At 72.8% G+C, this 24,093-nt stretch carries 20 protein-coding genes; 11 read left to right on the plus strand and 9 right to left on the minus strand.

Translation table 11 applies throughout. From position 1 onward, the window contains the following. Positions 1–39: 39 nt before the first annotated feature. Complete coding sequence (locus KZ829_RS17500) at positions 40–2,565, minus strand: ATP-dependent Clp protease ATP-binding subunit (RefSeq protein WP_220144954.1); 2,526 nt, start codon at positions 2,563–2,565, stop codon at positions 40–42. A gap of 158 nt (positions 2,566–2,723) precedes the next feature. Here KZ829_RS17500 and KZ829_RS17505 point away from each other — a divergent pair, with 158 nt between their 5' ends. The 5 genes from KZ829_RS17505 to KZ829_RS17525 all read left to right on the plus strand — a co-directional run bounded on the left by KZ829_RS17505 (position 2,724) and on the right by KZ829_RS17525 (position 8,271). Continuing rightward, positions 2,724–3,164 carry a hypothetical protein gene (locus tag KZ829_RS17505; RefSeq protein ID WP_246635756.1) on the plus strand — a complete coding sequence of 147 codons (441 nt, stop codon included), beginning with the start codon at positions 2,724–2,726 and terminating at the stop codon, positions 3,162–3,164. 285 nt (positions 3,165–3,449) lie between these two features. Continuing rightward, entirely contained in the window at positions 3,450–3,710 is a 261-nt protein-coding gene (locus tag KZ829_RS17510) for a hypothetical protein (protein WP_220145019.1), read from the plus strand. Positions 3,711–3,714: 4 nt separating this feature from the next. Further along, entirely contained in the window at positions 3,715–4,620 is a 906-nt protein-coding gene (locus KZ829_RS17515; protein WP_220144955.1) for a hypothetical protein, read from the plus strand. A gap of 42 nt (positions 4,621–4,662) precedes the next feature. Continuing rightward, complete coding sequence (locus KZ829_RS17520) at positions 4,663–7,470, plus strand: FtsK/SpoIIIE domain-containing protein (protein ID WP_220144956.1); 2,808 nt, start codon at positions 4,663–4,665, stop codon at positions 7,468–7,470. A gap of 96 nt (positions 7,471–7,566) precedes the next feature. Further along, on the plus strand, positions 7,567–8,271 hold the full coding sequence (locus tag KZ829_RS17525) for a hypothetical protein (protein ID WP_183219261.1): 705 nt from the start codon (positions 7,567–7,569) through the stop codon (positions 8,269–8,271). Here the strand turns inward: KZ829_RS17525 and KZ829_RS17530 are convergent. After that, positions 8,240–8,410, minus strand: a complete 171-nt coding sequence (locus KZ829_RS17530; RefSeq protein WP_220144957.1) for a hypothetical protein — start codon at positions 8,408–8,410, stop codon at positions 8,240–8,242. The genes KZ829_RS17525 and KZ829_RS17530 overlap by 32 nt on opposite strands. Between KZ829_RS17530 and KZ829_RS17535 the strand changes: the two genes are divergently transcribed. After that, positions 8,409–9,218, plus strand: a complete 810-nt coding sequence (locus KZ829_RS17535) for a DUF72 domain-containing protein (protein WP_246635757.1) — start codon at positions 8,409–8,411, stop codon at positions 9,216–9,218. The genes KZ829_RS17530 and KZ829_RS17535 overlap by 2 nt on opposite strands. A 105-nt stretch (positions 9,219–9,323) precedes the next feature. On the opposite strand, the gene KZ829_RS17540 is transcribed toward KZ829_RS17535, so the two are convergent. The 4 genes from KZ829_RS17540 to secA2 form a co-directional block, all read right to left on the minus strand. Further along, entirely contained in the window at positions 9,324–9,749 is a 426-nt protein-coding gene (locus tag KZ829_RS17540; protein ID WP_220144958.1) for a TraR/DksA family transcriptional regulator, read from the minus strand. Between the two features lie 199 nt (positions 9,750–9,948). Next, positions 9,949–10,581: a nucleoside/nucleotide kinase family protein gene (locus KZ829_RS17545; protein ID WP_220144959.1), complete on the minus strand. Its 633-nt coding sequence runs from the start codon at positions 10,579–10,581 to the stop codon at positions 9,949–9,951. A gap of 46 nt (positions 10,582–10,627) precedes the next feature. Then, positions 10,628–11,104, minus strand: a complete 477-nt coding sequence (locus tag KZ829_RS17550; RefSeq protein WP_308285535.1) for a winged helix-turn-helix domain-containing protein — start codon at positions 11,102–11,104, stop codon at positions 10,628–10,630. A 453-nt stretch (positions 11,105–11,557) separates the two neighbouring features. Further along, the gene (secA2, locus tag KZ829_RS17555; RefSeq protein WP_220144961.1) at positions 11,558–13,849 is read right to left on the minus strand and encodes an accessory Sec system translocase SecA2; all 2,292 of its coding nucleotides are present in this window, start codon (positions 13,847–13,849) and stop codon (positions 11,558–11,560) included. A 178-nt stretch (positions 13,850–14,027) separates the two neighbouring features. On the opposite strand from secA2, the gene KZ829_RS44005 reads away from it, so the two are divergent. The 3 genes from KZ829_RS44005 to KZ829_RS17570 all read left to right on the plus strand — a co-directional run bounded on the left by KZ829_RS44005 (position 14,028) and on the right by KZ829_RS17570 (position 17,513). Next, a complete protein-coding gene (locus tag KZ829_RS44005) occupies positions 14,028–14,768 on the plus strand; it encodes an ATP-binding protein (RefSeq protein ID WP_220144962.1) in 741 nt (246 codons plus the stop codon). 131 nt (positions 14,769–14,899) lie between these two features. Continuing rightward, positions 14,900–16,735 (plus strand): CheR family methyltransferase, encoded by a 1,836-nt coding sequence (locus KZ829_RS17565; protein WP_220144963.1) that lies wholly within the window; start codon positions 14,900–14,902, stop codon positions 16,733–16,735. 52 nt (positions 16,736–16,787) lie between these two features. Then, the gene (locus KZ829_RS17570) at positions 16,788–17,513 is read left to right on the plus strand and encodes an STAS domain-containing protein (RefSeq protein WP_220144964.1); all 726 of its coding nucleotides are present in this window, start codon (positions 16,788–16,790) and stop codon (positions 17,511–17,513) included. A gap of 4 nt (positions 17,514–17,517) precedes the next feature. On the opposite strand, the gene KZ829_RS17575 is transcribed toward KZ829_RS17570, so the two are convergent. The 3 genes from KZ829_RS17575 to KZ829_RS17585 form a co-directional block, all read right to left on the minus strand. Beyond that, the gene (locus KZ829_RS17575; protein WP_220144965.1) at positions 17,518–18,657 is read right to left on the minus strand and encodes a SigB/SigF/SigG family RNA polymerase sigma factor; all 1,140 of its coding nucleotides are present in this window, start codon (positions 18,655–18,657) and stop codon (positions 17,518–17,520) included. A 183-nt stretch (positions 18,658–18,840) separates the two neighbouring features. Continuing rightward, the gene (locus tag KZ829_RS17580; RefSeq protein ID WP_220144966.1) at positions 18,841–19,875 is read right to left on the minus strand and encodes a hypothetical protein; all 1,035 of its coding nucleotides are present in this window, start codon (positions 19,873–19,875) and stop codon (positions 18,841–18,843) included. Between the two features lie 1,034 nt (positions 19,876–20,909). Then, positions 20,910–21,344 (minus strand): hypothetical protein, encoded by a 435-nt coding sequence (locus KZ829_RS17585; protein WP_220144967.1) that lies wholly within the window; start codon positions 21,342–21,344, stop codon positions 20,910–20,912. 569 nt (positions 21,345–21,913) lie between these two features. Here KZ829_RS17585 and KZ829_RS17590 point away from each other — a divergent pair. Both KZ829_RS17590 and KZ829_RS17595 read left to right on the plus strand, forming a co-directional pair. Continuing rightward, on the plus strand, positions 21,914–22,435 hold the full coding sequence (locus KZ829_RS17590; protein ID WP_183219286.1) for a hypothetical protein: 522 nt from the start codon (positions 21,914–21,916) through the stop codon (positions 22,433–22,435). 178 nt (positions 22,436–22,613) lie between these two features. Further along, positions 22,614–24,092: a glutamate-cysteine ligase family protein gene (locus KZ829_RS17595; protein ID WP_220144968.1), complete on the plus strand. Its 1,479-nt coding sequence runs from the start codon at positions 22,614–22,616 to the stop codon at positions 24,090–24,092. Position 24,093 lies beyond the last annotated feature (1 nt).

Genomic DNA, 24,093 nt, shown 5'->3' on the forward strand with positions numbered 1-24,093 from the left:
ACGGGCGCCCTGGTGTGAGGGCGCCCGTCGCCACCGGGATCAGAGCGCGGCCGTCAGCGCGACATCGAAGGTGAGCGAACCGTCGCGGGCGTCCACCCGGACCGTCCGGCCGGGGGCGAGATCCGCCGCGAGCAGCATCTTCGACAGCCGGTTGTCCAGCTCGCGCTGGATGGTCCGGCGCAGCGGCCGGGCTCCGAACTCGGGCTGGAAGCCCCGCTCGGCCAGCCAGTCCACCGCCGCCGGCGTGATGTCCATGGCGACGTCCTGGGTGTGCAGGCGCCGCCGGGTCTCCTCGAGCAGCATCTCGGTGATCCGGCGCAGCTGGTCGTTGTCCAGCTGCCGGAAGATGATGATCTCGTCGATCCGGTTGATGAACTCGGGCCGCAGCTGCTCCTTGAGCCGCCGGTCGAGCCGGTCGCGCAGTTCCTCGGCGACGGAACGGCCGGTCTCCGCGCCGCCGAAGCCGACGCTGCGGGTGCTGCCGTTGATCAGGTCGGCGCCCAGGTTGCTGGTCATGATCAGGACGGTGTTCTTGAAGCTGACCGTCCGCCCCTGGCTGTCGGTGAGCCGCCCGTCGTCGAGCACCTGGAGCAGGATGTTGAAGACGTCCGGGTGCGCCTTCTCGATCTCGTCCAGCAGCACCACGCTGTACGGCCGCCGCCGGACCGCCTCGGTGAGCTGTCCCGCCTCGCCGTAGCCGACGTACCCGGGCGGCGCCCCGACCAGCCGCGACACCGTGTGCCGCTCCTGGAACTCGCTCATGTCCAGCCGGATCATCCGGTCCGGCTCGCCGAACAGCGCCTCGGCCAGCGACCGGGCCAGCTCGGTCTTGCCGACGCCGGTCGGGCCGAGGAACAGGAAGCTGCCGACCGGACGGTTCGGGTCGCCCAGCCCGGCCCGCGACCGGCGGACCGCCTCGGCGACCGCGCCGACCGCCTCCTCCTGGCCGATGACGTGCCCGTGCAGGTGCTGTTCGAGGCGGAGCAGCCGGTCCCGCTCGGCCTCGGTGAGCTGGGCCACCGGGATGCCGGTGGACCGCGACACCACCTCGGCGATCTCGTCCGGCGTCACCTGCGGCACCGCGGCGGCGCCCGCGCCACCGCCGGCCAGCTTCGCCTTCAGCGAGTTGATCTGGTCGCGCAGCCCGGAGGCCTGCTCGTAGTGCTCGGCGGCGACCGCCTGGTCCCGGTCCCGGGACAGCTGTTCCAGCCGGCGCTCCAGCTCACGGCGGTCGGCGTCCGGCGTCTTGGTGCGCAGCCGGACCCGCGCGCCGGCCTGGTCGATCAGGTCGATCGCCTTGTCCGGCAGGAACCGGTCGGTGATGTACCGGTCGGAGAGCACGGCCGCGGCGTCCAGCGCCTCGTCGGTGATCCGGACCTGGTGGTGGGCCTCGTAGTTGTCCCGCAGGCCGCGCAGGATCGCCACGGTGTCCCCGACGCTGGGCTCACCCACCAGGACCGGCTGAAAGCGGCGGGCCAGGGCCGCGTCCTTCTCGATGTTCTTGCGGTACTCGTCGAGCGTGGTCGCGCCGATCACGTGCAGCCGACCGCGGGCCAGCGCCGGCTTGAGCATGTTGCTGGCGTCCATGCCGCCGCCCTCGCCGCCACCACCCACCCCGACCAGGGTGTGGATCTCGTCCAGGAAGACGATCAGGTTGTCGCCGGAGGCCTGGATCTCGTCGATGACCTTCTTCAGGCGCTCCTCGAAGTCACCGCGGTACTTGGTGCCCGCCACCAGCCCGGCCAGGTCGAGCTGGACGACCCGCTTGTCCTGGAGGGTGAGCGGCACCTCGCCGTCGACGATCCGCTGGGCCAGGCCCTCGACGATCGCGGTCTTGCCGACGCCGGCCTCCCCGATCAGCACCGGGTTGTTCTTGGTACGCCGGGACAGGATCTCGACGGCCTGCTCGATCTCATCGGCCCGCCCGACCACCGGGTCGATCTCGCCGCGCCGCGCCGACTCGGTCAGGTCCACGCCGAACTGCTCCAGCGTGGGCGTGGGGGCGGCCGGGGTGTGGCTGACGCCGGACGGCTTCGGCAGCTCGCTGTGGTGCGGGATGGTGCGCGGGTCGACGATGCGCCCGGCCAGCAGCCGGCCGGCCGCGGAGTCGGTGTTCAGCCCGAGCGCCATCAGGATGTGCTCCGGGCCGATGTAGGAGGCGCCGACCGCCCGGGAGATCTGCAGGCTGTCCTGCAGCGCCCGTTTGGCGGCCGGGGTCAGCGCGATGCTCTCCGGCGGGTCGCCGGCCGTCTCAGCCGGGCGGCCCATCTCGGCGAGGAGCCGGTCCGGGTCGGCGCCGGCCCGCCGTACGGTCTGCCTCATCGGCTCCTGCTGGAGCACCGCCCAGAGCAGGTGATCGGTGTCCAGGTCGGCCGGGCGGCCGCCACCGGCCAGCTCGGCGGCCCGGCGTGCCGCATCGGCGAGCACCTGCCGGGCGTCGTTGCTCATGTAACGCGCGATGTCGAAACGCTGCGCCGCCCGGCGCGGCTCCGCCGCACCGAAGAAGCGCGCGAACAGGTCGTCCCACTGGCCGGGCCCAGCCGGCCCGAACGATCCGATGCTCATCTGTCTCTCTTCTCCTGGTACCTCGGGCCCTGGTCCCCCGCAGGGGCTACCCGGCCGCCCGGGCGGCAAACTCGCACCGTCCGGGGGGTTGGAACCGCGTGAACCGCCCCGGCGATTCCCGGATCACGCGAAAACTTGACTCCAGTAGGCTCAACTTCATGGCTGCCCCCTCCGATCCACCCTCCCTGACCCCGGAGTTCTTGGCGCCCGATTCTCGCGACCCCGATGTTCCTCTGGTGGTCGTCGACGGCGCGAACGTCGTCGGCTCGGTTCCGGACGGCTGGTGGCGCGACCGGGCGGGCGCGGCCGAGCGGCTCCGTGACCGCCTGGCCGCGGTGCCCGCCGCCGGCCTTCCGGACGTCCCGGCCCCCGTCGAGGTGGTCCTGGTGGTCGAGGGCCGGGCCAGGGACATCGCGCGGGCCCCGGGCGGCGTGCGCGTCGAGCGCGCCGCCGGCTCCGGCGACGACAAGATCGTTGATCTGGTACGGGTGAGCGCCGCCACCAGGCGCACCGTCGTCGTGACCGCCGACCGTGGACTCCGTGCCCGGGTCACCGCCCTGGGCGCCGAGGTCCGCGGCCCCTCCTCGGTCCCCCGCTGACGCTCCCCGCGGCTCTCCGGCCCGGCCCACGGTCGAGGGCGTGTCGGTCACCCGGGGGGCGGGTGTCGGGTCACCGCCGATCGGGGGCGCCGGGCCCCCGGTCTCCACTGTGGATCTTCGTTCGATACGATCCCACCTGCGCGATCTTCGGCCGTGCCGGGGGAACCCGGTGCCGTGCCGCGCCTGGCACGGTCTGCCAAATCCGGGCGACCGAGGACAGCCGGGCCGGAACCGGGCGGTAGGCTGGGACAGCAAGTCGTGGAACCCGCACAGGAGGCTGCCCGGGTGGCCAGTGTCGCCGAACTCAGAGCTGCCGTGGAGGCCGCGCTTCAGCAGGTCACCGAGGGGCAACAGGCGATTCAGGCGGCGAAGGAGAAGCTCGGCGAGGCCCAGCAGAGCCTGGCCGCCGCCCTCGACGGCAGCGCCAGCGACGCGGTCGGCGCCGCCCACGCCTCGCTCTCGCACGCCGAGCAGCAGCTGGAGGACGGGTTCAACGCCACCGTCGCGGCGGTCGAGCAGGCGCACACCTACACGGCGAGCCTCTGACGCGATGTCGCTGCTCCAGGAACTCGGCGCCCAGCTCCGGGCAACCTCCGACGACCTGCCGATGGGGCTGGTGACGGCGGCGATGGAGAAGCTGCGCGCCGCCACCGAGCTGATCCGCTGGGTCCAGGAGGAGTCCAGTCAGGACATCGGCGTGGCCCGGCTCGGCCACGCCACCGAGCACGTGGAGAACGCGGCCGCCGCCCTGCGGGGCGCCCAGGAGGCCCTCGACCGCTATCTCGCGGTCCTCGGGCTGACCGGTGTGCCCGGCGCCCCGGCCGGCCAGGAGTGGCGCGAGGGCCTGCGCCGCGAGGAGGAGCGCCCCCGCCCGGAGCGGATCGAGGCCGAGCGGGTCGAGACGCTGGGCCCGTGGTGGCAGCGGCGGGTCACCGAGCTCACCGGCGAGCAGCCGCCCGGCGAGCGCTCCGGATCCGGCGAGTCCCCGGACTCCGCCGAGCTGCTGCGCCGGATCGCCGCCGGGGTGCGCTCCGGCGACCGGGCCCGGCTCGGGCGCGAGCTGCACGCGGTGAACGCGTCGACCGGCCTGGGCCTGTCCGCGGTCACTCCCCCGGTGCTGCACCGGCTGGCCGGCGACCTGCTCGGCCACGATCCCCGCCCGGAGGACGTGCCCCGCCTGCGGACGGCGGCGGAGGGCCGGGTCCGGGCGCTGCTGCCGGGCACCGAGCCGGGCGTGCTGGAGACCCTGCTGGACCGCATCTGCCGGGTGCCGGTCAAGGAACAGCAGGAGAAGCGCGGCGACCGGCCGCCGGGCCACCCCGCCGACACCGCGGTGACCGCGAGCGTCCTGACCGGGATCCTGCTGGCCCGGCTGGGCCGCGACGCGGACGCCCTGTCCCCGGACGCGCCGGAGCCGGCCCGGTCCCGCCCCGGCGCCCCGGAGGACGACCGGTGAGCCGCACCCGGATTTCCGTAACTGCGACGATGCCGGCAGGTCATGGCTGAATCCACCAAACACCGGGTGATGGAGATCCGCGCCGGGCTGTCCCACGCGCTCGGCGCCGCGCAGGTGGCGCTGGAGCGGGCGCAGGCGGCTCTGGAGGAGGCCGAGGCGCGGCACCGCAAGGTCGGCACGGCCGCGGCGGCGCGCAGGCGGAAGCTGGCCGCGACCCGGGACGAGCGGATCCGTGAGATCGACGCCTGGCACGACACCGAGCTGGCGGCGCTGGCCGGCGCGGCGGCCGGCGCGGCCGACCGGGCGGCGCCGGGCGCGGCCGGCGAACCCTGGCACAGCTGGGAGGTGACCCCGCTGGAGGCCGCCGCCGAGCTGCGGGTGGGCCGCCTCATGCTGCCCGAGGCGCCGGTGCCGTCACCGGTCCGCACCGAGCGTCCCGGGACCACCGGGCCGGGCGACGGCGACGCCTGGGCCGGTGGCGCGTGGGCCGGCGCGCCGGGCGAGGTGACCGAGCCGACGGCCGGGGCGGAGAGCGAGCCGACGCCGGTGACCGGGCCGGCCGGAGAGGACGGGCCGCCCGAGGTGCCGGCCCTGGTGCGGCTGCTCGACCACGGGCACATCGTGATCGAGGGCGACCGGCGGGCCGGTGACGACGTGGCTGCCGGGTTGCTGCTGCGGGCGCTCGGCAGCAGCCCGCCGGGACACGTCCAGATCATCGGGTACGACCCGGAGAGCCTGGGCGGCGGCCTGGCCGGGTTCGCGCCGCTGGCCAGCGCCGGGGTGCTCACCTTCGTCGGGCCGGGCGGGCTGGAGAAGCTGCTCGACGAGCTGGTCGGGCACGTCCGGCGGATCAACGAGACGGTGCTGGCCGGGGAGTATTCGTCCTTGCGCGAGTTGCACCGGGCCACCAGGCGCCGCCCGGAGCCGTGGCGGGTGGCGGTGCTGCTCGGCGGTGGGGAGCTGTCCCGGCACGAGCGGTCCCAGCTGGACCGGCTGTTGCGTACCGGGGCGGCGTGCGGGGTGCACCTGATCATCCGGGGGCTGTCCGTGGAGCCCGGCCCGGACGTCGAGTCGGTGGCGGCCGCTCCCGGTGACGGCGCCCGGATCGAGAGCGCCGGTGCGCTCCCGGTCCGGCTGGATCCCGGCCCGCCGCCGGCCCTGGTGACCGTGACCTGCCGGCAGATCGCCGAGGCGGTGGCCGCCGGCCCGGCCCCGGTGGCCTTGGACAGCCTGCTTCCCGGCGCCGGTGACGAGTGGCGGGAGGAGTCGGCCACCGGGCTGACCGCGCCGCTCGGCGACAGTCCGCAGGGTCCCCGGGTGCTGGTGACGTTGAGCGACTATCCGCCGCACGCGCTGATCGCCGGACCGTCCGGCACCGGCAAGACCAACTTCATCTACGCCTGGCTGGGTGCGCTGGCGGCCCGCTACTCCCCCCGTGAGCTGGCCTTCTACCTGCTCGACTTCAAGGAGGGGGTGTCGTTCGCCCGGTTCGCGCCGGGCCGGCGGGACCCGACGTGGCTGCCGCACGTGCGCCTGGTGGGGGTGAACGTCAACACCGACCGGGAGTTCGGGCTGGCGCTGCTCCGGTTCCTCAGTGGTGAGCTGCGGCGCCGGGCCGACGCCGCCAAACAGCACGAGGTCACCAACCTGGCCGAGCTGCGCGCCGAGGATCCGGAGGGGTCGTGGCCGCGGATCGTGGCGGTGGTCGACGAGTTCCAGGTCCTGCTGGCCGGCCGGGACGCGGTCGCCGCCGAGGCGGTCGACCTGCTGGAGGACCTGGCACGGCGGGGTCGTTCGCAGGGCATCCACCTGATTCTGGCCAGCCAGGACGTGTCGGGCATCGAGGCGCTGTGGGGCCGGCCGGCGCTGGTGGCCCAGTTCAGTCTGCGGATCGCGCTGCCCCGGGCCCGCCGGGTGCTGGCCGAGACGAACGCGGCGGCCGACTCGCTGCCCCGCTACCACGCCGTGGTGAACGCGGACTCCGGCGCGACCGAGGCGAACCGGGTGGTCCGGGTGCCGGCGGCCGGCGACCGGGAGCAGTGGTCCGCGCTCCAGCACCGGCTGTGGCGGCGGCGCCCGCCCGAGATGGGGCCGCCCCGGCTGTTCGACGGTGACGTGGTCCCGAAACTCGCCGACAGCCCGGACTTCCGCGGGCTGCGGGCCGCCGCGTCGCCGGCCGCGCCGATCGCCCTGCTCGGCGAGACCATCGACGTGACGGCACGCTCCGCTCGTACCGTGCTGCGCCGTGCCCCCGGCCGGAACCTGGCCGTTCTCGGCACCCGGGTGGACGAGGCCTGTGCCGTGCTGGCGACCGCGGGCCGCTCGCTGGCCGCACAGTTCACCCCGGAGGGCGCCCGGTTCTCGGTGGTCTGCCTGGACGCCGACGCCCGTGCGGCCGCCGAGGCGCTGCACGCACGGATCCCGGACTGCGGGTGGTACGACGCGGAGAACGTGGACTGGCTGCTCGAGGACGCCGCCGCGGAGGCGACCGCCGCGTGGCCGGCCGACCGGCCGCACTTCATCCTGATCTACGCGGCCGACGCGCTGCCCGGCGGCAAGGCGGCCGGTGACCAGTTGCGCACGGTGCTGCGCCAGGGTCCGGAGCGGCGGCTGCACGTGCTGGGCTGGTGGCGCGGGGCCGGGTTGCTGCGGGACAGTCTCGGTGGGCACGCCGCCCGGACCGACGCGATCGGCTCCTGGGTGGCCCTGGACGTGCACGGCAGCGAGCTGTCGCCGTACTACCCGGGGACGGGGGCGCCGAACTGGTACCCACGCCCGTGGCGCGCCCTGCACTTCGACCGCTCGGTCCATCGCGGCGCCGAGGTGCTCATCCCCTACGGAAACGCATGACCGGAGTGGAGGTGGCGCCATGAGCGAGCTTGCGAGCGAATCATCAGGCTCGGTCTTGAACTCATGGCGACGCCGGAGCGAAGCGGAGGTGGCGCCATGAGCGAGCTGGAGCCGGCGGACTTCGAGCGGGCGGACTACCGGACGGTGCTGCGCCGCCTCACCACCCTGGACGAGCGCGCGGCCACCCTGCGCGACGAGGCGCACCGCTGGCACACCGAGCGCCGGGCCGCCGCCGACACCGCGGTCCGGGAGGCCGCCGGCCAGCTGGAGGACGCCGAGCTGGCGGTCCGCCGGGCCCGGCGCGACCTGGAGCACGTGGATGCCCGCGCGGCCGGGCTGTGGTCGGAGTTCGTGCACCGGATCGGGCCGGCCGCCGAGCGGTTCGGGCGCACCCTGCCGCCGGCCAGCATCCCCCGGCAGCGCGGTGACCGGGACGCGGCGGACTATCTGGACGAGGTGGAGAGCCGGGTCAAGTACACGCCTCCGGCCCGGCCGATCACCTTCGGCACCAAGCTGGTCTTCGTGCTGCTGGGGCTGGCCGGTGGCCTGCTCGGGGTGACCGGCAACCTGCTGGTCACCCGGACCGGCGAGGCGGCCGGCGGCGAGTGGCAGCAGGCCGCCCCGGTGGTGGCGCTGCTGGTGCTGCTCTGTTGCCCGGTCCTGGCCGTGGTGACGGCGAAACTCATCGCCGACCGCCGTGAGACCAGCCTGGACACGGCCGCCGTGGTGACGGTCCTCGGCACCGGCCTGCTGACGGCCGGGCTGCTGTTCAGCGCGGTGCGGTTCGCCCAGCCAGGCTGACCCGCCGCTGCGCCTCCTCGCGGAGGGCGGCCGGCACGTCGGGCTCGCTGTCGCCGCCGCCGTGCGCTTCGTCGTACTCGTAGTCGCCGGACGGCTCCTCCGGCTCGTCGGTCCGCTGTTCGTCGGGTGTGTCCGTCATGAGACGGAAGTTACCCGGGTATGAGGACGGCATGCTGTGGATCGGGACCTCGGGTTGGCAGTACCGCGACTGGCGGCCGGAGAAGGGGGCCGACGGCGCCGGGTTCCTGTATCCCGCCGGGCTGCCGCAGCGGGCGTGGCTGGAGCACTACGCGGAGGCGTTCGCGACCGTCGAGGTGAACAACGCGTTCTACCGGCTGCCGGAGCGCACGACGTTCGAGCGGTGGCGGGAGCGGACGCCGGACGGCTTCCGGGTCGCGGTCAAGATGAGCCGTTTCCTGACGCACGTGAAGCGGCTGCGCGAGCCGGCCGAGCCGGTGGCCCGTTTCCTGGACCGGGCGTCGGGGCTCGGCGACCGGCTGGGCCCGGTGCTGCTGCAACTGCCACCGACCCTGCGGGCCGATCTCGGCGCCCTGGACGAGACGCTGGCCCGTTTCCCGGGTGATGTCCGGGTGGCGGTGGAGCCGCGGCACGACAGCTGGTTCACGCCCGACTGCGAGCGCCTGCTGCGACGGCGCGGTGCGGCGCTCTGCTGGGCCGACCGTCGCGGGCGGCCGGTCACCCCGCTCTGGCGCACCGCGGATTTCGGATATCTACGGCTTCATGAAGGAGCCGCGAAACCCTGGCCCCGTTACGGCCGTGCGGCACTGAGGTCGTGGCTGGACCGCTGCGACGGACCGGAATTCTTTGTGTTCTTCAACAACGATCCGGGTGGCGCCGCCGTGATCGACGCCGGTGTGATGGCGGCCGAGGCGGAACGCCGCGATCGGAGGATCAGCCGGGTTCCGCGGGTCCGGCCGCGCCGGTAATCGGTGCGGAATTGCGCATGCGTGATGACCGCCACCATTGTCGGAAATGACGTCGCCGGATTCGGCAATCCCGGGCCCGCCGCACGGACGGGCCCGGACGACCGGTCAGCTGGCCCGGCGCTCGCGCACCTGCTTGCAGTTGACGCACGTGGTGGCCGAGGGGAACACCTCCAGGCGCTCGACCGGAATCGGGTTCGAGCAGCCTTCGCAGTTCCCGTACGTCCCCTCGTCCAGCCGGTGCAACGCGTGCTCCGCCTGGGTCCGCCGGTCCAGCAGCGTCCTCAACAGCGAGGTCGCGGCATCGCGCTCCGCGGTCTTCGATCCGCTGTCGGCCTGGTCGTCGCCGGCAGCGTCGCCGATCTCGACCAGCCGAAGCCGGGTGTTCTGGGCGACGGCCTCTTCGTACTCGGTGTTGAGCTCCTCGAATCGGCTCTGCAGGATCACCCGGATCTGCTCGATCTCCTCGACCGAGCGTAAGCCCTTCGCCGCGCCCGCGCCCTTACCCGCAACAACCGCTCCGTTGACGAGCATGCAGTCCCCCTGCCCTTCCCTCAGCCCCAGCCGGTGGCCATCCGCCGGGTCACCCTCGTCCCGGCCGGCTCCACATGTGGAGCCGGTCGATACCCACCGCCGGAGATCCCAAACGGGACCCCCGCGAAAAAGTAACCGGAGCATAACTGTCAGTGGTCGGATCCGCCACGGACTCGGCACGCGGGTCTTGTGCCGAGCGTCACCAATCGTTCACCACCAGGGCCGGGCGCTTCGGGTCATCGAGACGAACGACCACGTCAGCGATGGTTTCCGGGGCCACCTCGGCGGTGTAGCGGTGGTACGCCGGGAGCGTCCAGGCGGCCTCCGGCGGGGTGCGCCGCGACAGCGCGGCCCGGGACAGCTCGAGATGGACGGAGTAGTCGAACGGCAGCCCCGAACCGAGCAGGAGCGGGCCGCTGACCAGCACGATCGCGGTGGCGGGGAGCCGCCGGTAGGGCTGGCGGGCGGCCCGGTCGGCGGTCGCGTCCCAGAGACGCTCGACGATCCGCCCGGAACCGTCCGGGCCCGCCGGGGCCAGCACCTCGCGGATCAGCCCGGCCTCGTCGAACCAGCCGTCGTAGAACGAGTCCGGATTGGTCCGCCCGAACTCCAGGCGCACCGAGGCCGGGCGCAGGAAATCCCTGGTCTCGACCCGTACCGCCGGGCGGCCGCGGACCCGCAGCGGGTCGACGAGAGCGTCGGCCAGACGGGCCGGATCCGCGGCATCGGCCCCGTCGACAGCCACCCGGAGATTTTTGTCGGATTCCCGACTGGCGAGACGGTCGGCGAGATCCTCGATCAGGACCTCGAAGGAGAGCGGGCGGACGTGCATCCGTCAGTGGCTCTCGTTCGCGGCGGTGGAGATCATGTGGAAACCGTCAGTCGTGCGGCAGGACCACGATGCGGGCGTCGTCGGCCAGCCGGTAGCCCACGCCGTACACCGTGGTGATGAGCGGGAGCTGCCCGCCCAGCTTGAGCCGCAGCCGGCGGACGTGCACGTCCACGGTCCGCTCACCGGCCCGCTCGTAGCCCCACACGGCGGCCAGCAGCTGCGCCCGGGTGAACACCCGGCGGGGCCGCTCGGCGAGGTATTGGAGAAGGTCGAACTCGAGCCGGGTGAGCGGCAGCGCCTCCCCTTCCAGCAGCGCCTGACGCGACGCGGTGAGCAGACGCACCTCCGGGCCCGCGGGAACGCTCTCCGGCTCGTCAGCGACCGGCTCGGCGGCGTCCACGGGCGGGGCCTGCTCGACGGTCACCGTCCCCCGGCTCAACTCGACCAGCTCACGGACCGCGGCGAGCAGCCGGTGCGCCTGTGGCGATATCGCGTCGCCGGTGAGCGGAATCGCGAGCGTCACGGTCAGCGCGGGCTCGGCGGAACGACGACCGGCACCCCGGCCCGGTCCGGCGGAACGACGATCGGCTCGCGGCGACAATGCGCTGACCGGCATTGGTGTATCCCCCAGAATTTGCTGCGGCAAGCGAATATGACTGATCACTGTGCGTAAAGCGGGGACGATATTTCCCGCCCGCCCGATCGCGGGTCAAGTCGCCAACCACAGTGTGGGAAAGACGTTCCATATTGTCGCGCGTCACACAAATGCATTTCGGGAACGTTTTCTGTCAGCCTCATTAAACGTTGCCGAACGCGGGCAGTGGTGAAACGTGACACACGCCCGACGTGGGGACCCGTCGCCGAGGGCGATCGGGCGGCCACGGAGCCGGCGAAGATTTCAAACTGTGCGGGGTTGCAGAAGACACTGGGGCGCCGCACGAGCGGCGCCCCAGGAGATCAATCTCTCAGCCCGCTCTCAGCCGCCCGACGTGAGGCGACGGCCGACGGCCGCGATCAGCCGGTCCAGTTCGGAGCCGAACGGGTTGTCGTGCACCAGGTACGTCCAGGTGGCGCTGGGCCGGACGATCTCCGCCCGGTCCGGCTGCCAGCCGTCGGTGAGGTCGACCTCCTCGAAGGTCTCGATGGTCCGCGCCTCGACCTGGGTGAGCAGCTCCTGGAAGGCGGGCACCGCGGCCCGGTGGAACTCGTCCAGCGGGTCGAGCTTGCCCAGCGCCCGCAGGTGCACACCCTCGCGCACCTCGGACAGGTACGCCAGGTGCTCGGCCCACAGCCGGTCCAGGTGGTAGAGCGCGATGGCACGGGCCGAGTCGGACAGCACGTCCTCGTCGGTCTCCTCGGCCTTCTCCTTCGCCTTCTCCAGCAGCATGATCGCCGCCACCTCGGAGGTGAGCAGGCGCTCACGGCGCTCGGCCAGCAGCAGGCGCTGCTGCTCGATCACCACGCTGTACCGCCAGGTGTTCTTGTGGATCTCGTGGTTCACGCCCTCGGCGACCCGCTGGGCGTGCTCCACCGCGTACTCCACCTGGGCGTCGTGCACGACGCCGTCGATGTCCATCCGCGGGGAGGCCGGCAGGATGTCGCCGGCGTGCCGGAAGACCAGCTCGTCCTCGAGGCTCACGAAGAACACCGAGCGGCCCGGGTCGCCCTGTCGGCCGGCCCGGCCACGGAGCTGGTCGTCGACGCGGCGGCTGTCGTGGCGGCCGGAGCCGATCACGTACAGCCCGCCGAGCTCGACCACCCGGTCGCGGTCCTTCTCGTCGCTGCCGCCGAGGCGGATGTCGACACCACGTCCGGCCATCTGGGTGGAGACGGTCACCGCGCCGAGCGCACCGGCCTCCGCGATGATCTCGGCCTCCTCGGCGTCGTTCTTCGCGTTCAGCACGTTGGACGGGACCCCGGCGTCGGCGAGCTGGCGGGCCAGCCGCTCGGAGGCCTTCACGTCCAGGGTGCCGATCAGCACCGGCCGCCCCGACTCGTGGGCGATCTTGATCTCCTCGACCAGGGCCTCGTCGCGCATGTCGTGCGCCGAGTAGATCCGGTCGACGTCGTCCTCACGGATGTTCGGGGTGTTCGACGGGATGACCGCGACCTCGAGCTTGAAGTACTCCCGCAGCTGCTCGCCGACGTGCACGGCGGTCGCCGTCATGCCGCAGACCGTCCGGTAGAGCGCGATGAACGCCTGAACCGTGCAGGTGTCCAGCACCTCGCCCTCGGCGGTGGCGGACAGGCCCTCCTTCGCCTCGACGGCCGCCTGGAGCCCGTCCGGCCAGCGGCGGCGCTGCGCCACCCGGCCGCGCATCTCGTCGATCAGCTCGACGCCGCCGTTGCGGACGATGTAGTCGACGTCGCGGCGCAGCAGGGCGTGCGCGTGCAGCGCCACGTTCACCGCGGAGAGGACCTCGACCTGATCGTCGGCGTACAGGTCGATGCCGCCGAGCTGCTCCTCGACGTGCTTGAGCCCGTCGTCGGTGAAGGCCACGCTACGGCCGTCCTCGGCCACCTCGTAGTGCTTGCCCTTGCGCAGCTCCTTCATCAGGGCGGCGGCCTCGTGCACCGGGTCGCTCTCCACCGCGGTGCTGCCGGCCAGCACCATCGGCACCCGGGCCTCGTCGATCAGGATCGAGTCGGCCTCGTCCACGATGCAGGTGGCCAGGTCGCGCTGAACCCGGTCGGCCACGTCGGTGACCAGCTGGTCGCGCAGGTAGTCGAAGCCGGCCTCGCTCACCGATACGTAGGTGACGTCCGCGGCGTACGCCTCCCGGCGCTCCTCCGGCGTCATCAGCTCGGTCACCGAGGCGACGGTGAGGCCGAGCAGCGTGTAGATCGGCTCCATCCACTCGGCGTCGCGCTTGGCGAGGTAGTCGTTGACGGTGAGCACGTGCACCGGCCCGTTGCCGAGGCGGGTGTGCCCGTACGCCGCGATCGTGGCGGTGAGCGTCTTGCCCTCACCGGTGGCCATCTCGGCGACCCGCTTGTCGAGCAGGGCCATGGCGCCGAGCAGCTGCACGTCGTACGGCCGCTGGCTGATCGCCCGGCGGGCCGCCTCGCGCCCGATGGCGCAGATCTCGGCGTAGTCGGTCGCATCGAGGGCGGCCTCGGTCAGTGCCGCGTCGTCGAGCTCCTTGAGCGCGTCCTCACGCGCCTCGATCGCACCGAGCCGCTTCGACAACGGCCCGAGATCCACCGTCGTGCCCGGACGCTGGAGAAACTTGCGGAACCGGCTCTTCAGCCGCTGCGACACACCCATGGCGCGCAACGGTACTTCATTTTGCCCCGTCTCAGGCGGCTGACTCCCGCCCGCCCATCAGAAGGTGATCACCGCTGGTGGCTCCATGGCGGTGACCAGGAGTTCTTTCCGACGTTTGCTCCGGGCGGGCGCAGGGCACCTCATGTGGTCGACGTCCGCCGGCGGAGGAGGAAGGGGAATGCCCAGCCAGCTGGTCTGCCGTCCGGAGCAGGATCTTCCGGTCTCGGTCCTGGCCATCAGCGGCACCCTGGACCGGATCACCGGCGACGCGCTGGGCGCGGCGATCCGCCGCAGCCTCTCGGTGCAGCCGTCCCGGGTGATCCTCGACGTCGCCCGGTTACGCATCGGTGACCCGCTGGCCCTGCCCGCCCTGGGCGAGGTCGTCTGCCGGGCCGAGGAGTTCCCGGCGGTGCCGATCGTGGTGTGCGGCGCCGATCCGGCGACCCGGGCCGCGCTCGCCGCCGAACCGGGGTGCGCCGCCCTGGAACTGGCCGACGGGGCCCCGGAGTCCCTGGCCGGGGCGCGGGCCGAGCCGGATCCGCCGACCGTCCGGGCCCGTCTGCGCCCGGTGCCCGAGGCCTGCCGCCAGGTCCGCCACCTCGTCACCCAGGCGTGCGCCGGCTGGCAGCGCTCCGACGTCACGGCGACGGCCGCGCTGGTCGCCACCGAACTGGTCGCCAATGTGGTCCGGCACGCCCACACCAGCATGGATTTCACGCTGCGGCTGCGCGGTGGACGGCTCATCATGGCGGTACGCGACCGCGACCGCCGCATGCCGCGCGCCCTCGACCCCGGGGTCACCGACGTGGGCGGCCGCGGCCTGCGCCTGATCCGCGACCTCACCGAGACGTGGGGTGTCCTGCCGGTCAGCGACGGCAAGGTCGTCTGGAGCCGCCTCAGCACCGGAGCCGCCTTATGACACCGCCGCCCAGGCACCGTGACGTGGTCGCCGGAGGCGCTGATCGCCCGGCCCGGCTCCACCGCCGAACCCGCTGACACCCCGCGCTCCGCCGAGGCCGATCCGGTGTGACGTGCGATAGGTTCCGACACGTGCAGGAGACGGACCCGACCTTCGAAGCGCTGCTGGTGTACCTGAAGGAGACCCGCGGCTTCGACTTCACCGGGTACAAGCGCTCGAGCCTGATGCGGCGGGTGCGGCGCCGGATGAGCCAGGTCGGCACTCCCGGCTGTCCGGAGTACCTGGACCATCTACAGGTCCACCCGGACGAGTTCACCGCGCTCTTCAACACCATCCTGATCAACGTGACCGCGTTCTTCCGGGACGCCGACGCCTGGGAGTACCTCCGGGACGAGGTCCTCGAACCGATGGTGGCGGGCAGACCCGGCGACTCGATGATCCGGGTCTGGTCGGCCGGGTGTGCCTCCGGCCAGGAGGCGTACACGCTGGCCATGGCGCTGGCCGAGATCCTCGGCGTGGAGCGGTTCAAGGAACGCGTCAAGATCTACGCCACCGACGTCGACGAGGAGCAGCTCAACGAGGCCCGCCAGGCGGCGTACGGAGACCGCGAGGTGCAGGGTCTCGCCCCCGAACTGGTGGAGAGGTACTTCGAACAGGTGAACGGCCGGTTCGTCTTCCGCAAGGACCTGCGCCGCTCGGTCATCTTCGGCCGCAACGATCTGGTGCAGGACGCCCCGATCTCCCGGATCGACCTGCTGACCTGCCGTAACACCCTGATGTACTTCAACGCCGAGACGCAGGCGAGGATCCTCGGCCGGTTCCATTTCGCCCTGGCCGAGACCGGCGTGCTCTTCCTCGGCAAGGCGGAGATGCTGCTCGGCCACTCCAGCCTGTTCACGCCGATCGACCTGAAACGGCGCGTGTTCCGCCGGGTCCCCCGCCCGTACGCCCCCGGCGCCGTCTTCGCCGATCCGCCGCAGGCCGTCCCCGAACGGGTCACCGGGCTGGACGAGCTGTGCGACGAGACCTTCACGGCCAGCCCGCTGGCCCAGCTCGCGCTCACCCCGGACGGCCTGGTCGCGCTCACCAACCGGCAGCTGGAGAAACTGTTCGGGGTGTCCTCGCGGGACATCGGCCGGCCCTTCCGGGACCTGGACCTCTCCTACCGTCCGGTCGAGCTGCGCCGCTTCATCGAGCAGGCCCAGCTGGAGCGCCGCACCCTGCGGGTCAGCGACGTCGAATACGTCCGCGGCTCCGAGACCGTCCACCTGGCGGTTCAGGTCAGCCCGCTCAGCGACGCCGACGGCGGCCTGCTCGGCGTCAACCTGATCTTCCACGACGTGACCGCGGCCCGGCGGTTGCAGGACGAGCTGGAACACGCCAACCAACAGCTCGAGGCGGCGTACGAGGAGCTCCAGTCGACCAACGAGGAGCTGGAGACCACCAACGAGGAACTCCAGTCCACGGTCGAGGAACTGGAGACCAGCAACGAGGAACTCCAGTCGACGAACGAGGAGCTGGAGACCATGAACGAGGAGCTCCAGTCCACCAACGACGAGCTGCAGAGCATCAACGACCAGCTGCGGATCAGCACGGCCCGGCTGGACGAGGCGAACGCGTTCCTGGAGACGGTGCTGACCAGCCTCCAGGCCGGGGTCGCGGTGGTCGACGCCGACCTGCGGATCCGGATGTGGAACCGGCACGCCGAGGACCTGTGGGGGCTGCGCTCCAGCGAGGTGATCGGTCAGCACTTCCTCAACCTCGACATCGGCCTGCCGATCGACCGGGTGCGGCCGCTGCTGCGCGGCTCGCTCGGCGCCGGCGGCGCCTCCGCCGAGACCGAACTCGACGCGGTCAACCGGCGCGGGCGCCCGATAACGGTACGGGTCGCGTGCACCCCGCTACGGCGGCGCGACGGTGGCCCCGCCGACGGAAACGGGGCCATCATCGTGATGGAGACGGCCTGACGTTTACCACCCACGACGCCGGGTAAGCCGCCGCCCTGAGGAAGGCGAAGCCATGACGATCCGGTGCGATACGCGCGACGACGACGCGAACCTGGTCATCGCGGTGACCGGCGAACTTCAATTGACGGATGCGGTCGCGCTGCGCGAGCGCCTGCTCAAATGTCTCGCCGAACAGCCGGACGCCCTGCTGGTGGACCTGGCCGGGCTGCACGTCGTTCAGTCGCTGGCACTGGCCGTCTTCACCGCGGTGCTGCGCCAGGCCGCCCGGTGGCCGGGCACCCCCGTGCTGATCTGCGGGCCACCGGCGCAGACCCGGAGGCTGCTGCTCGCCGGCGCCTTCCGCGGGCTGCCGCTCTACGACGACCTGGCCGGCGCGACCGCCCACCTGCGCGACGAACGGCGGATCCGGCCCTCGCTCAGCGAGCAACTGCTGCCGGTGTCCGGCTCCACCCGGCACGCCCGGGACGTCGCCACCGAGGCCTGCCTGCGCTGGGACCTGCCCGATCTCGTCGCCCCGGCCAGCCTCATCGCCACCGAGCTGGTGGCCAACGTGGTCGATCACGTCCACACGATGATGACGCTGCACCTGACGCTGCGCCCCCGCTATCTCAACATCGCGGTCCGCGACGGCTCCCCGGTGCCGCCGGATCCGACCGGACAGATCGCCCCGGAAGCCGCGGGCGGGCGCGGTCTGCTGCTGGTCGGGGAGCTGGCGCACACGTGGGGATGGCTGCCGTCGAAGGACGGCAAAGTGGTGTGGGCGTCGCTGCACCGGTGAGCCGTCAGCAGTGCCGCAGCGCACCGGCCAGGCCGGACACCGCCAGGATCCGGGCGACATAGGGCTGGGCGCCGGACATGCAGAGCTCCCGGCCCGCCCGGGCCGCCACCCGGACCGCGTCGAGCAGCACCGACACACCGGCCGCGTCGAGCAGCGGAACGGCCGTCAGATCCACCACGACCGAGGCGGCCCCGCCCGTCGTGATCGCGTGCCGCAGCCTCGTCCGCAGCCGATCAGCGGTGTCCCGGTCGACCTCGCCGCACACCCGGACCCGCAGCGCCGTGCCCTCGCGGGTCACCGAGACGTCCATGCCGTGCCGGTGCCCGGCCCGGCACTCGCCCTCCCACGGCGGCGGGGCGTCGCTGAGCATCGCCTCGCGCAGCCAGGAGAGGGCCCGGCTCAGCAGCCGGGACACGTGCATCTGTGAGATGCCCAGCTCGGCGGCGATCTCCGCCTGGGTGCGGTTGCCGTAGAAGCGCATCGCCAGCATCCGGCGCTCCCGGGCCGGCAGGCGCAGCAGCAGGTCGGTGACGGTCAACTTGTCGGTCACCGACTCGAGATCGTCGTCGACCTCGCCGATCAGATCACCGAACTCGGCCGCCCCGTCCCCGGCGACCGGCGCGTTCAGCGAGGCCGGTGAATATCCGGCGGCCGATTCGACGGCCTCCAGCACGGCCGGTTCACTCACCCCCAGGTGCTCCGCGAGCTCCGCGACCGTCGGGGTACGGGCGAGCGCGCTCGTCAGAACCATGGAGGCGTGCCCCACCTCGAGACTCAGATCCTGAACCCGCCGGGGCACGTGCACGCCCCAGGTGCGGTCCCGGAAGTGGCGCTTCAACTCGCCGGAGATGGTGATGACCGCGTACGCCGTGAATGAGCCGCGGCCCGGGTCGTACCGGTCCACGGCCTTCACCAGGCCGAGCCGGGCCACCTGCTCGAGATCCTCCATGTGCTCGCCCCGGCCGCGGTAGCGGCGGGCGAGCCGTCCGGCGAACGGCAGACAGTGCCGGAGCAGGTCCTCGCGCAGCAGCTCGGCCTCGGCCGGAGTGGCGCCCTCCCGGCCCACCGCGAACTCCAGTGCCGCGGTGTCGAGATCCTCGAGCGTGTTGTCGGCCGGTTCACCGAACTGACCTCGCACGGGCATGTCACCCCTTCCCGGTACGTCCCCGGCGGAGACGCCGCCTCATCGGCAGTCCCCCACCGGCGGCGTCGGAATCAGCCCAAAACCGGCTATCCGTCGCCCTCCCGGTTATCCGGACGCTATCGCCCGATCCGGTTACCGCCCAAACACATCCGGCGTACGGGGGCCGCGCCGTCCTTCGCCGGATCACCGCGGATGCCGCGGCGGCAGACCACTCGGCTCGGCCGACGGGTCGTGGTGCGCCTCGGGCGCGCTGGGCTCATCCGGCCGGACCGGCGCCACCCCGCCCCGCGACGGCAGGCCGGACGGCGTGCCCCCACCCTCCGCCGGCGCGGCCTCCGCTCCCGGCGGGCCCGCGGTGGCCGGGGCGCTCCGGCCCATGTCCGGCGCCTGCAACGGGCTGCGAGCCGGGGCATCGTGCTGCCCCATGTCCGGCGCCTGCAACGGGTTGCGAGCCGCGGACTGCCCCATGTCCGGCGCCTGCAACGGCGACCGACCCGTGCTCTGCCCCATGTCCGGCGCCCGCAACGGGCTCCGGGCCGTGGACTGGCCCATGTCCGGCGCCCGCAACGGGCTACGGGCCGCGGACTGCCCCATGTCCGGCGCCTGCAACGGCGACCGGCCCGTGCTCTGGCCCAAATCCGGCGCCTGCAACGGGCTACGGGCCGTGGACTTGCCCATGTCCGGCGCCTGCAACGGCGACCGGCCCGTGCTCTGGCCCATGTCCGGCGACTGGAGCGGGTTTCGGGTGGGCTCGTTGTGCTGACCCGTATCGGGAGCCCGCAGCGGAGAACGGGCCGGGTCCTGCTGACCCGCGTCCGCCGATCGGGCGGTGCCCTCCTGGCCCATGTCCGGCACCTGCAACGGGGACCGGCCCAGGCCGTGCCGACCCGCCGACCGGCCGGTGCTGTCCTGCCCCATGTCCGGCGCCGGCGCCCCGGTCGCCATTCCTTCGCCCGCCGTGGGTGAGCCGTGCCGGCCCATGTCCGGCGCCTGGAGCGCCGAGCCGGCGGGAGCGGACGCGGCGGGCGTCGCGGCGGCCGCCGGGAAAGCCGCTGTCGCATCCGGCGCGGGCGAAGTCGTGAACCCACCACCGGCCGCCTGGGTGGGGCGCGCCGAGCGGGTGAATCGGGGCGCGTCGAGCGGGCGGTTCTGCTGGCTGTAGGGCGGCGGCCGCCGGATCAGCTCGCCCAGATCCTCCGGGGCGCGCGGGCTGTCCACGGCGGGGCCGCCCCCGGCGGGCGCCTGCGATCCCGGCCCGGATCCCGCCTGATTCGCCGGGCCCGGTCCCTCGTCTCCGAAGCCACCGGCCCCGGCCCCGGCTGTGCCGTACCCCTGCGCGTCCGGCCCAGCCGAACTCCGCCCCCGGTCGCCCGCCACCGGCTCGTCCGAGCCTTGACCAGCGCTTCCGTAGGGCCCCTGGCCGGTATCTCCCGGCGCGCCCGCGCCACCCGGCACGAAGCGACCCGAACCACCCGATCCTGGATCGCCGAACCCGGAGTCACCCGCACCAGCCATCCCCGGATCCTGGAGCCCAGGACCACCGGCACCGGCCATCCCCGGATCGCGGAACCCGGGAGTCGCCGGACTGGGTGGCAGCGAGCCGCCCAGCACCGGCCCAGCCTGCATCAATCCACCCACCACAATGCCGGATATCTCGGGCGGAACGGCTCCTGCCGGGCCGCCTCCCGGGATGGCGTCGGCCGGTCCTGGGACACCCCTGCCGGCCGCCGGGACGGCAGGGGTGGCTCCAGCGTCCGGAATCCCACCGCCACCGGCGCCACCCGATGTCCCGCCGGGGAAGCCCCCGCCCACCCCACCGGAACCGCCGCTCTCCCTGCCTTCCACACGGCCCGCACCGAGAACGGACGAGCCCGGGACCGACGAACCCGAGCCGGGCGAATCCGTGAAGCGTGAGCCCGGAACCCCAGGGATCGATATCCCGGAATCGCCCGGCTCACCGGGCAGCCACGGCGGCCGGTTACCTTCCGGCCGGCCCGAAGCCGCCCATGCCCCGGTCTCCTCGGTGACCCACGACGGCACGGACGGTTCGGTCGGTGGCCAGGGCCGCGACTCCCTCTCCGCCGAGGCGGCCGGCGGTGGTGGCCAACTTCCGGGCCCGGAAGCCGGCCATCCCCCGGCGGGCCCGGCGCTCTCCGCGGCCGGACCCGGGGCGAGCGGGTCGTAGGCCGGCGGCGGAGGCATCGGTACCGCACCCCGCGTGGGCATTCCATCGGGAGCCGGAACGGATCCGGCTATCGGGCCGGCCGGACCGGCACGACCCGCAGGCCCGGCGGGACCGGCAGGCCCGGCAGGACCCGCAGGCCCGGCACGACCCGCAGGCCCCGCAGGCCCGGCAGGCCCGGCGGTGGGCGTTCCCGGCCCGGCGAGCGGGCCCTGCGCGTGGCCCGTCCCCGCCGCGGCGGAACCGGCGACCGCGGCCGGGTCGACGGCCGGGCCCGGCGAGCCTCCGGCGCCCGCCCCGACCCCACCACCGCCCAGAGGCCCGAAACCGGCGGCATCTGTCCCCGGCCCACCATCCAGCGGCCCGAACCCGGCGGCATCCGCTCCGGCCGCGTCAACCCCCTGCATGCCGAGGTGGTCGTACCCCAGGGAAGGGTCCGCAGGCGGGGCGGGAAATTCTGGAGCAGCAGCCGCAGAACCGTACGAAGAAGCAGGTGCGGTGTCATAGGAAGGGGACTCCTCAACGGCCCACGGCGGCGGCCCGGGAACCGCCGACGGCATCAACCCGGACGAGTCCGGCACCCACGCCGGACGGGTCGCGGCGACCAGACCGGACTCCTCGGCGAGCCCGGCCGCGACGAGGACCTCGGCCGCGGACTGTGCGGCACGGCAGGGCAGCGGTTCACCGCAGGCGGGACAGTGCGTCATGGCGGCATGGGCGCCGGACCCACCGCCGTGCGCCTCGGCCATCTCACGCGCGACGGTCGCCAGCACGCTCTCCGGTTTGACGTATGCCTTCACCGGTCTCCGCCCCCCATCCCCGGCTGTCCACGTGCCGGGACGGCACGACGGTCTTGCCGGGTTCACACGGCCCGGCTCCAGTTCACCCCTTCGAGTGCTCCGGAAGGGTGATTTTCCGAAGATCTGTGCAGATCAGCGGGGCTGGGCGGGCGAATCGGGGTGATCCGGCGGCGGCCGGGCGGAGCAGGCGGTATGCAGAGACTGCATATTCACTCACGGTGGTGAAGCAGATTCCCTCCGTAGCATTTGACGTATATCCAGGAGGTGACCCCCCATGGACGACACCGAACTGCACCGCGAGCGGATCCTCCGGCACGTCAGTCCCATCATCACCGGCCGGTTTCTCGGCTTCCAAGCCTCCTACACCCGTGAGGTACGGGTGGGACGCCCGATCGCCCTGGCCGTCTACGTAGCCGCCGGCATCGCCCAGATGATCGGCGCCCTGCTGCGGATGAAACCGTCCCGGCGCACTCTCAAGGAGCTCCGGAAGGGCCCGGAGTTCCTGGTGACGCCGGTGCGGCTGCGTGACGACCTCGGCCAGACGTACGAGATCGAGATGCACGGCCAGCTCCCCCAGTCGGCCCTGCACCGTGGCGATCTGGTCCAGGTCCGTACCCAGCCGCAGACCGACCCGACGCTCCCGGTCCGCCTCGTGCAGGTGGTGAACCTGACCACCATGCAGCCGCTGACCCCGCGCATCCCGACCCAGTGGTCGCACATGGGCCCGGCGCTGCTGCTCCAGGCGGCGGTGGGAGTGGCGATCGCCGGAGGGCTGCTGGCCGCCCTGCTGGGATGATTTCCGGCCGGTCCGGGTAGAGACAGCGCCCATGGAAGATCGTTTGCCAGTCTGCCGAGAATGGACGGTCGCCACGGGGCGCCACACCATCGACAGCGGTCATCATGGGCGCAGGGGATGGCGGCTACGGCGCCGCGCGGTCTCCTGGCGTCTCTGACGGCTCGAAAGGTGGTGCGCGGTGGGCGAGAAAGTCGACCAGACCGATTTCACCCGTGAGGACCGGACCCGCTACCGGCAGAAGATCCGCCGCAGTCTCGACGTGTTCGCGACGATGTTGCGCGAGGCACGCTTCGAGTTCGAACGGCCACTGACCGGCATGGAGATCGAGCTCAACCTGATCGACGGCAACGCCGATCCGGCGATGCGCAACGCCGAGGTGCTGGGCGCGATCGCCGACCCCGACTTCCAGACGGAGCTGGGGCAGTTCAACATCGAGATCAATCTGCCGCCGCGGCGGCTGGCCGGCGACGACTTCGCGGAGCTGGAGCGTGGCCTTCGGGCCAGTCTGAATCAGGCGGAGCGGCGGGCCCGGGCGGCCGGCGCGCACATGGTGACGATCGGCATCCTGCCGACGCTGCGGCGTGAGCACCTCACCGGCGAGGCGCTCACCGTCAATCCCCGGTACCAGCTGCTGAACGAGCAGATCTTCGCGGCCCGCGGCGAGGACCTGGACATCCGCATCGACGGGGTGGACCGGCTGGCCGTCACCACCGACACGATCGCTCCCGAGGCGGCGTGCACCAGCACCCAGTTCCATCTCCAGGTGAGCCCGGCGCAGTTCGCGGCGTACTGGAACGCCTCGCAGATCGTCTCCGGGGTGCAGTTGGCCCTCGGCGCGAACTCGCCGCTGCTGTTCGGCCGGGAGTTGTGGCGGGAGACCCGCATCCCGCTCTTCGAGCAGGCCACCGACACCCGGTCGGAGGAGATAAGAGCACAGGGGGTACGCCCACGCGTCTGGTTCGGGGAACGCTGGATCACCAGTGTCTTCGACCTGTTCGAGGAGAACGTCCGCTACTTCCCGGCGCTCCTGCCGATCTGCGACGTGCACGATCCGGCCGAGATCCTGGAGCGGGGCGAGATCCCGGAGCTGAGCGAGTTGCGCCTGCACAACGGAACGGTCTACCGGTGGAACCGGCCGATCTACGCGGTGGTCAACGGCCGCCCGCACCTGCGGGTGGAGAACCGGGTGCTGCCCGCCGGGCCGACCGTCGCCGACACCATCGCCAACGCCGCGTTCTACTACGGCCTGGTCCGCTGCATCGCCGAGGCGGAGCGCCCACTCTGGACGCAGATGAGCTTCCGCGCCGCCGAGGAGAACTTCCACAACTGCGCCCGGCACGGCATCGACGCCAGCGTGTTCTGGCCCGGCCACGGCACGGTCCCGGTCACCGAGCTGGTGTTGCGCCGGCTTCTGCCGCAGGCCGCCGAGGGCCTGGACCTGTGGGGTGTCTCGCCGGCCCAGCGTGACCGGTTGCTCGGCATCATCGAGCAGCGCTGCCTGCGGCACCGCAACGGCGCGTCCTGGCAGGTGGAGACGTTGCACGAGATCGAGGCGCAGGGCGCGGACCGGCAGCGGGCGCTGCACGAGATGCTGCGCCGCTACCTGCCGCTGATGCACGAGAACATCCCCGTCCACGAGTGGCCCCCGGGCAAGTGAT

This window comes from Actinoplanes hulinensis (assembly GCF_019429605.1).
Lineage (GTDB): Bacteria > Actinomycetota > Actinomycetes > Mycobacteriales > Micromonosporaceae > Actinoplanes > Actinoplanes campanulatus.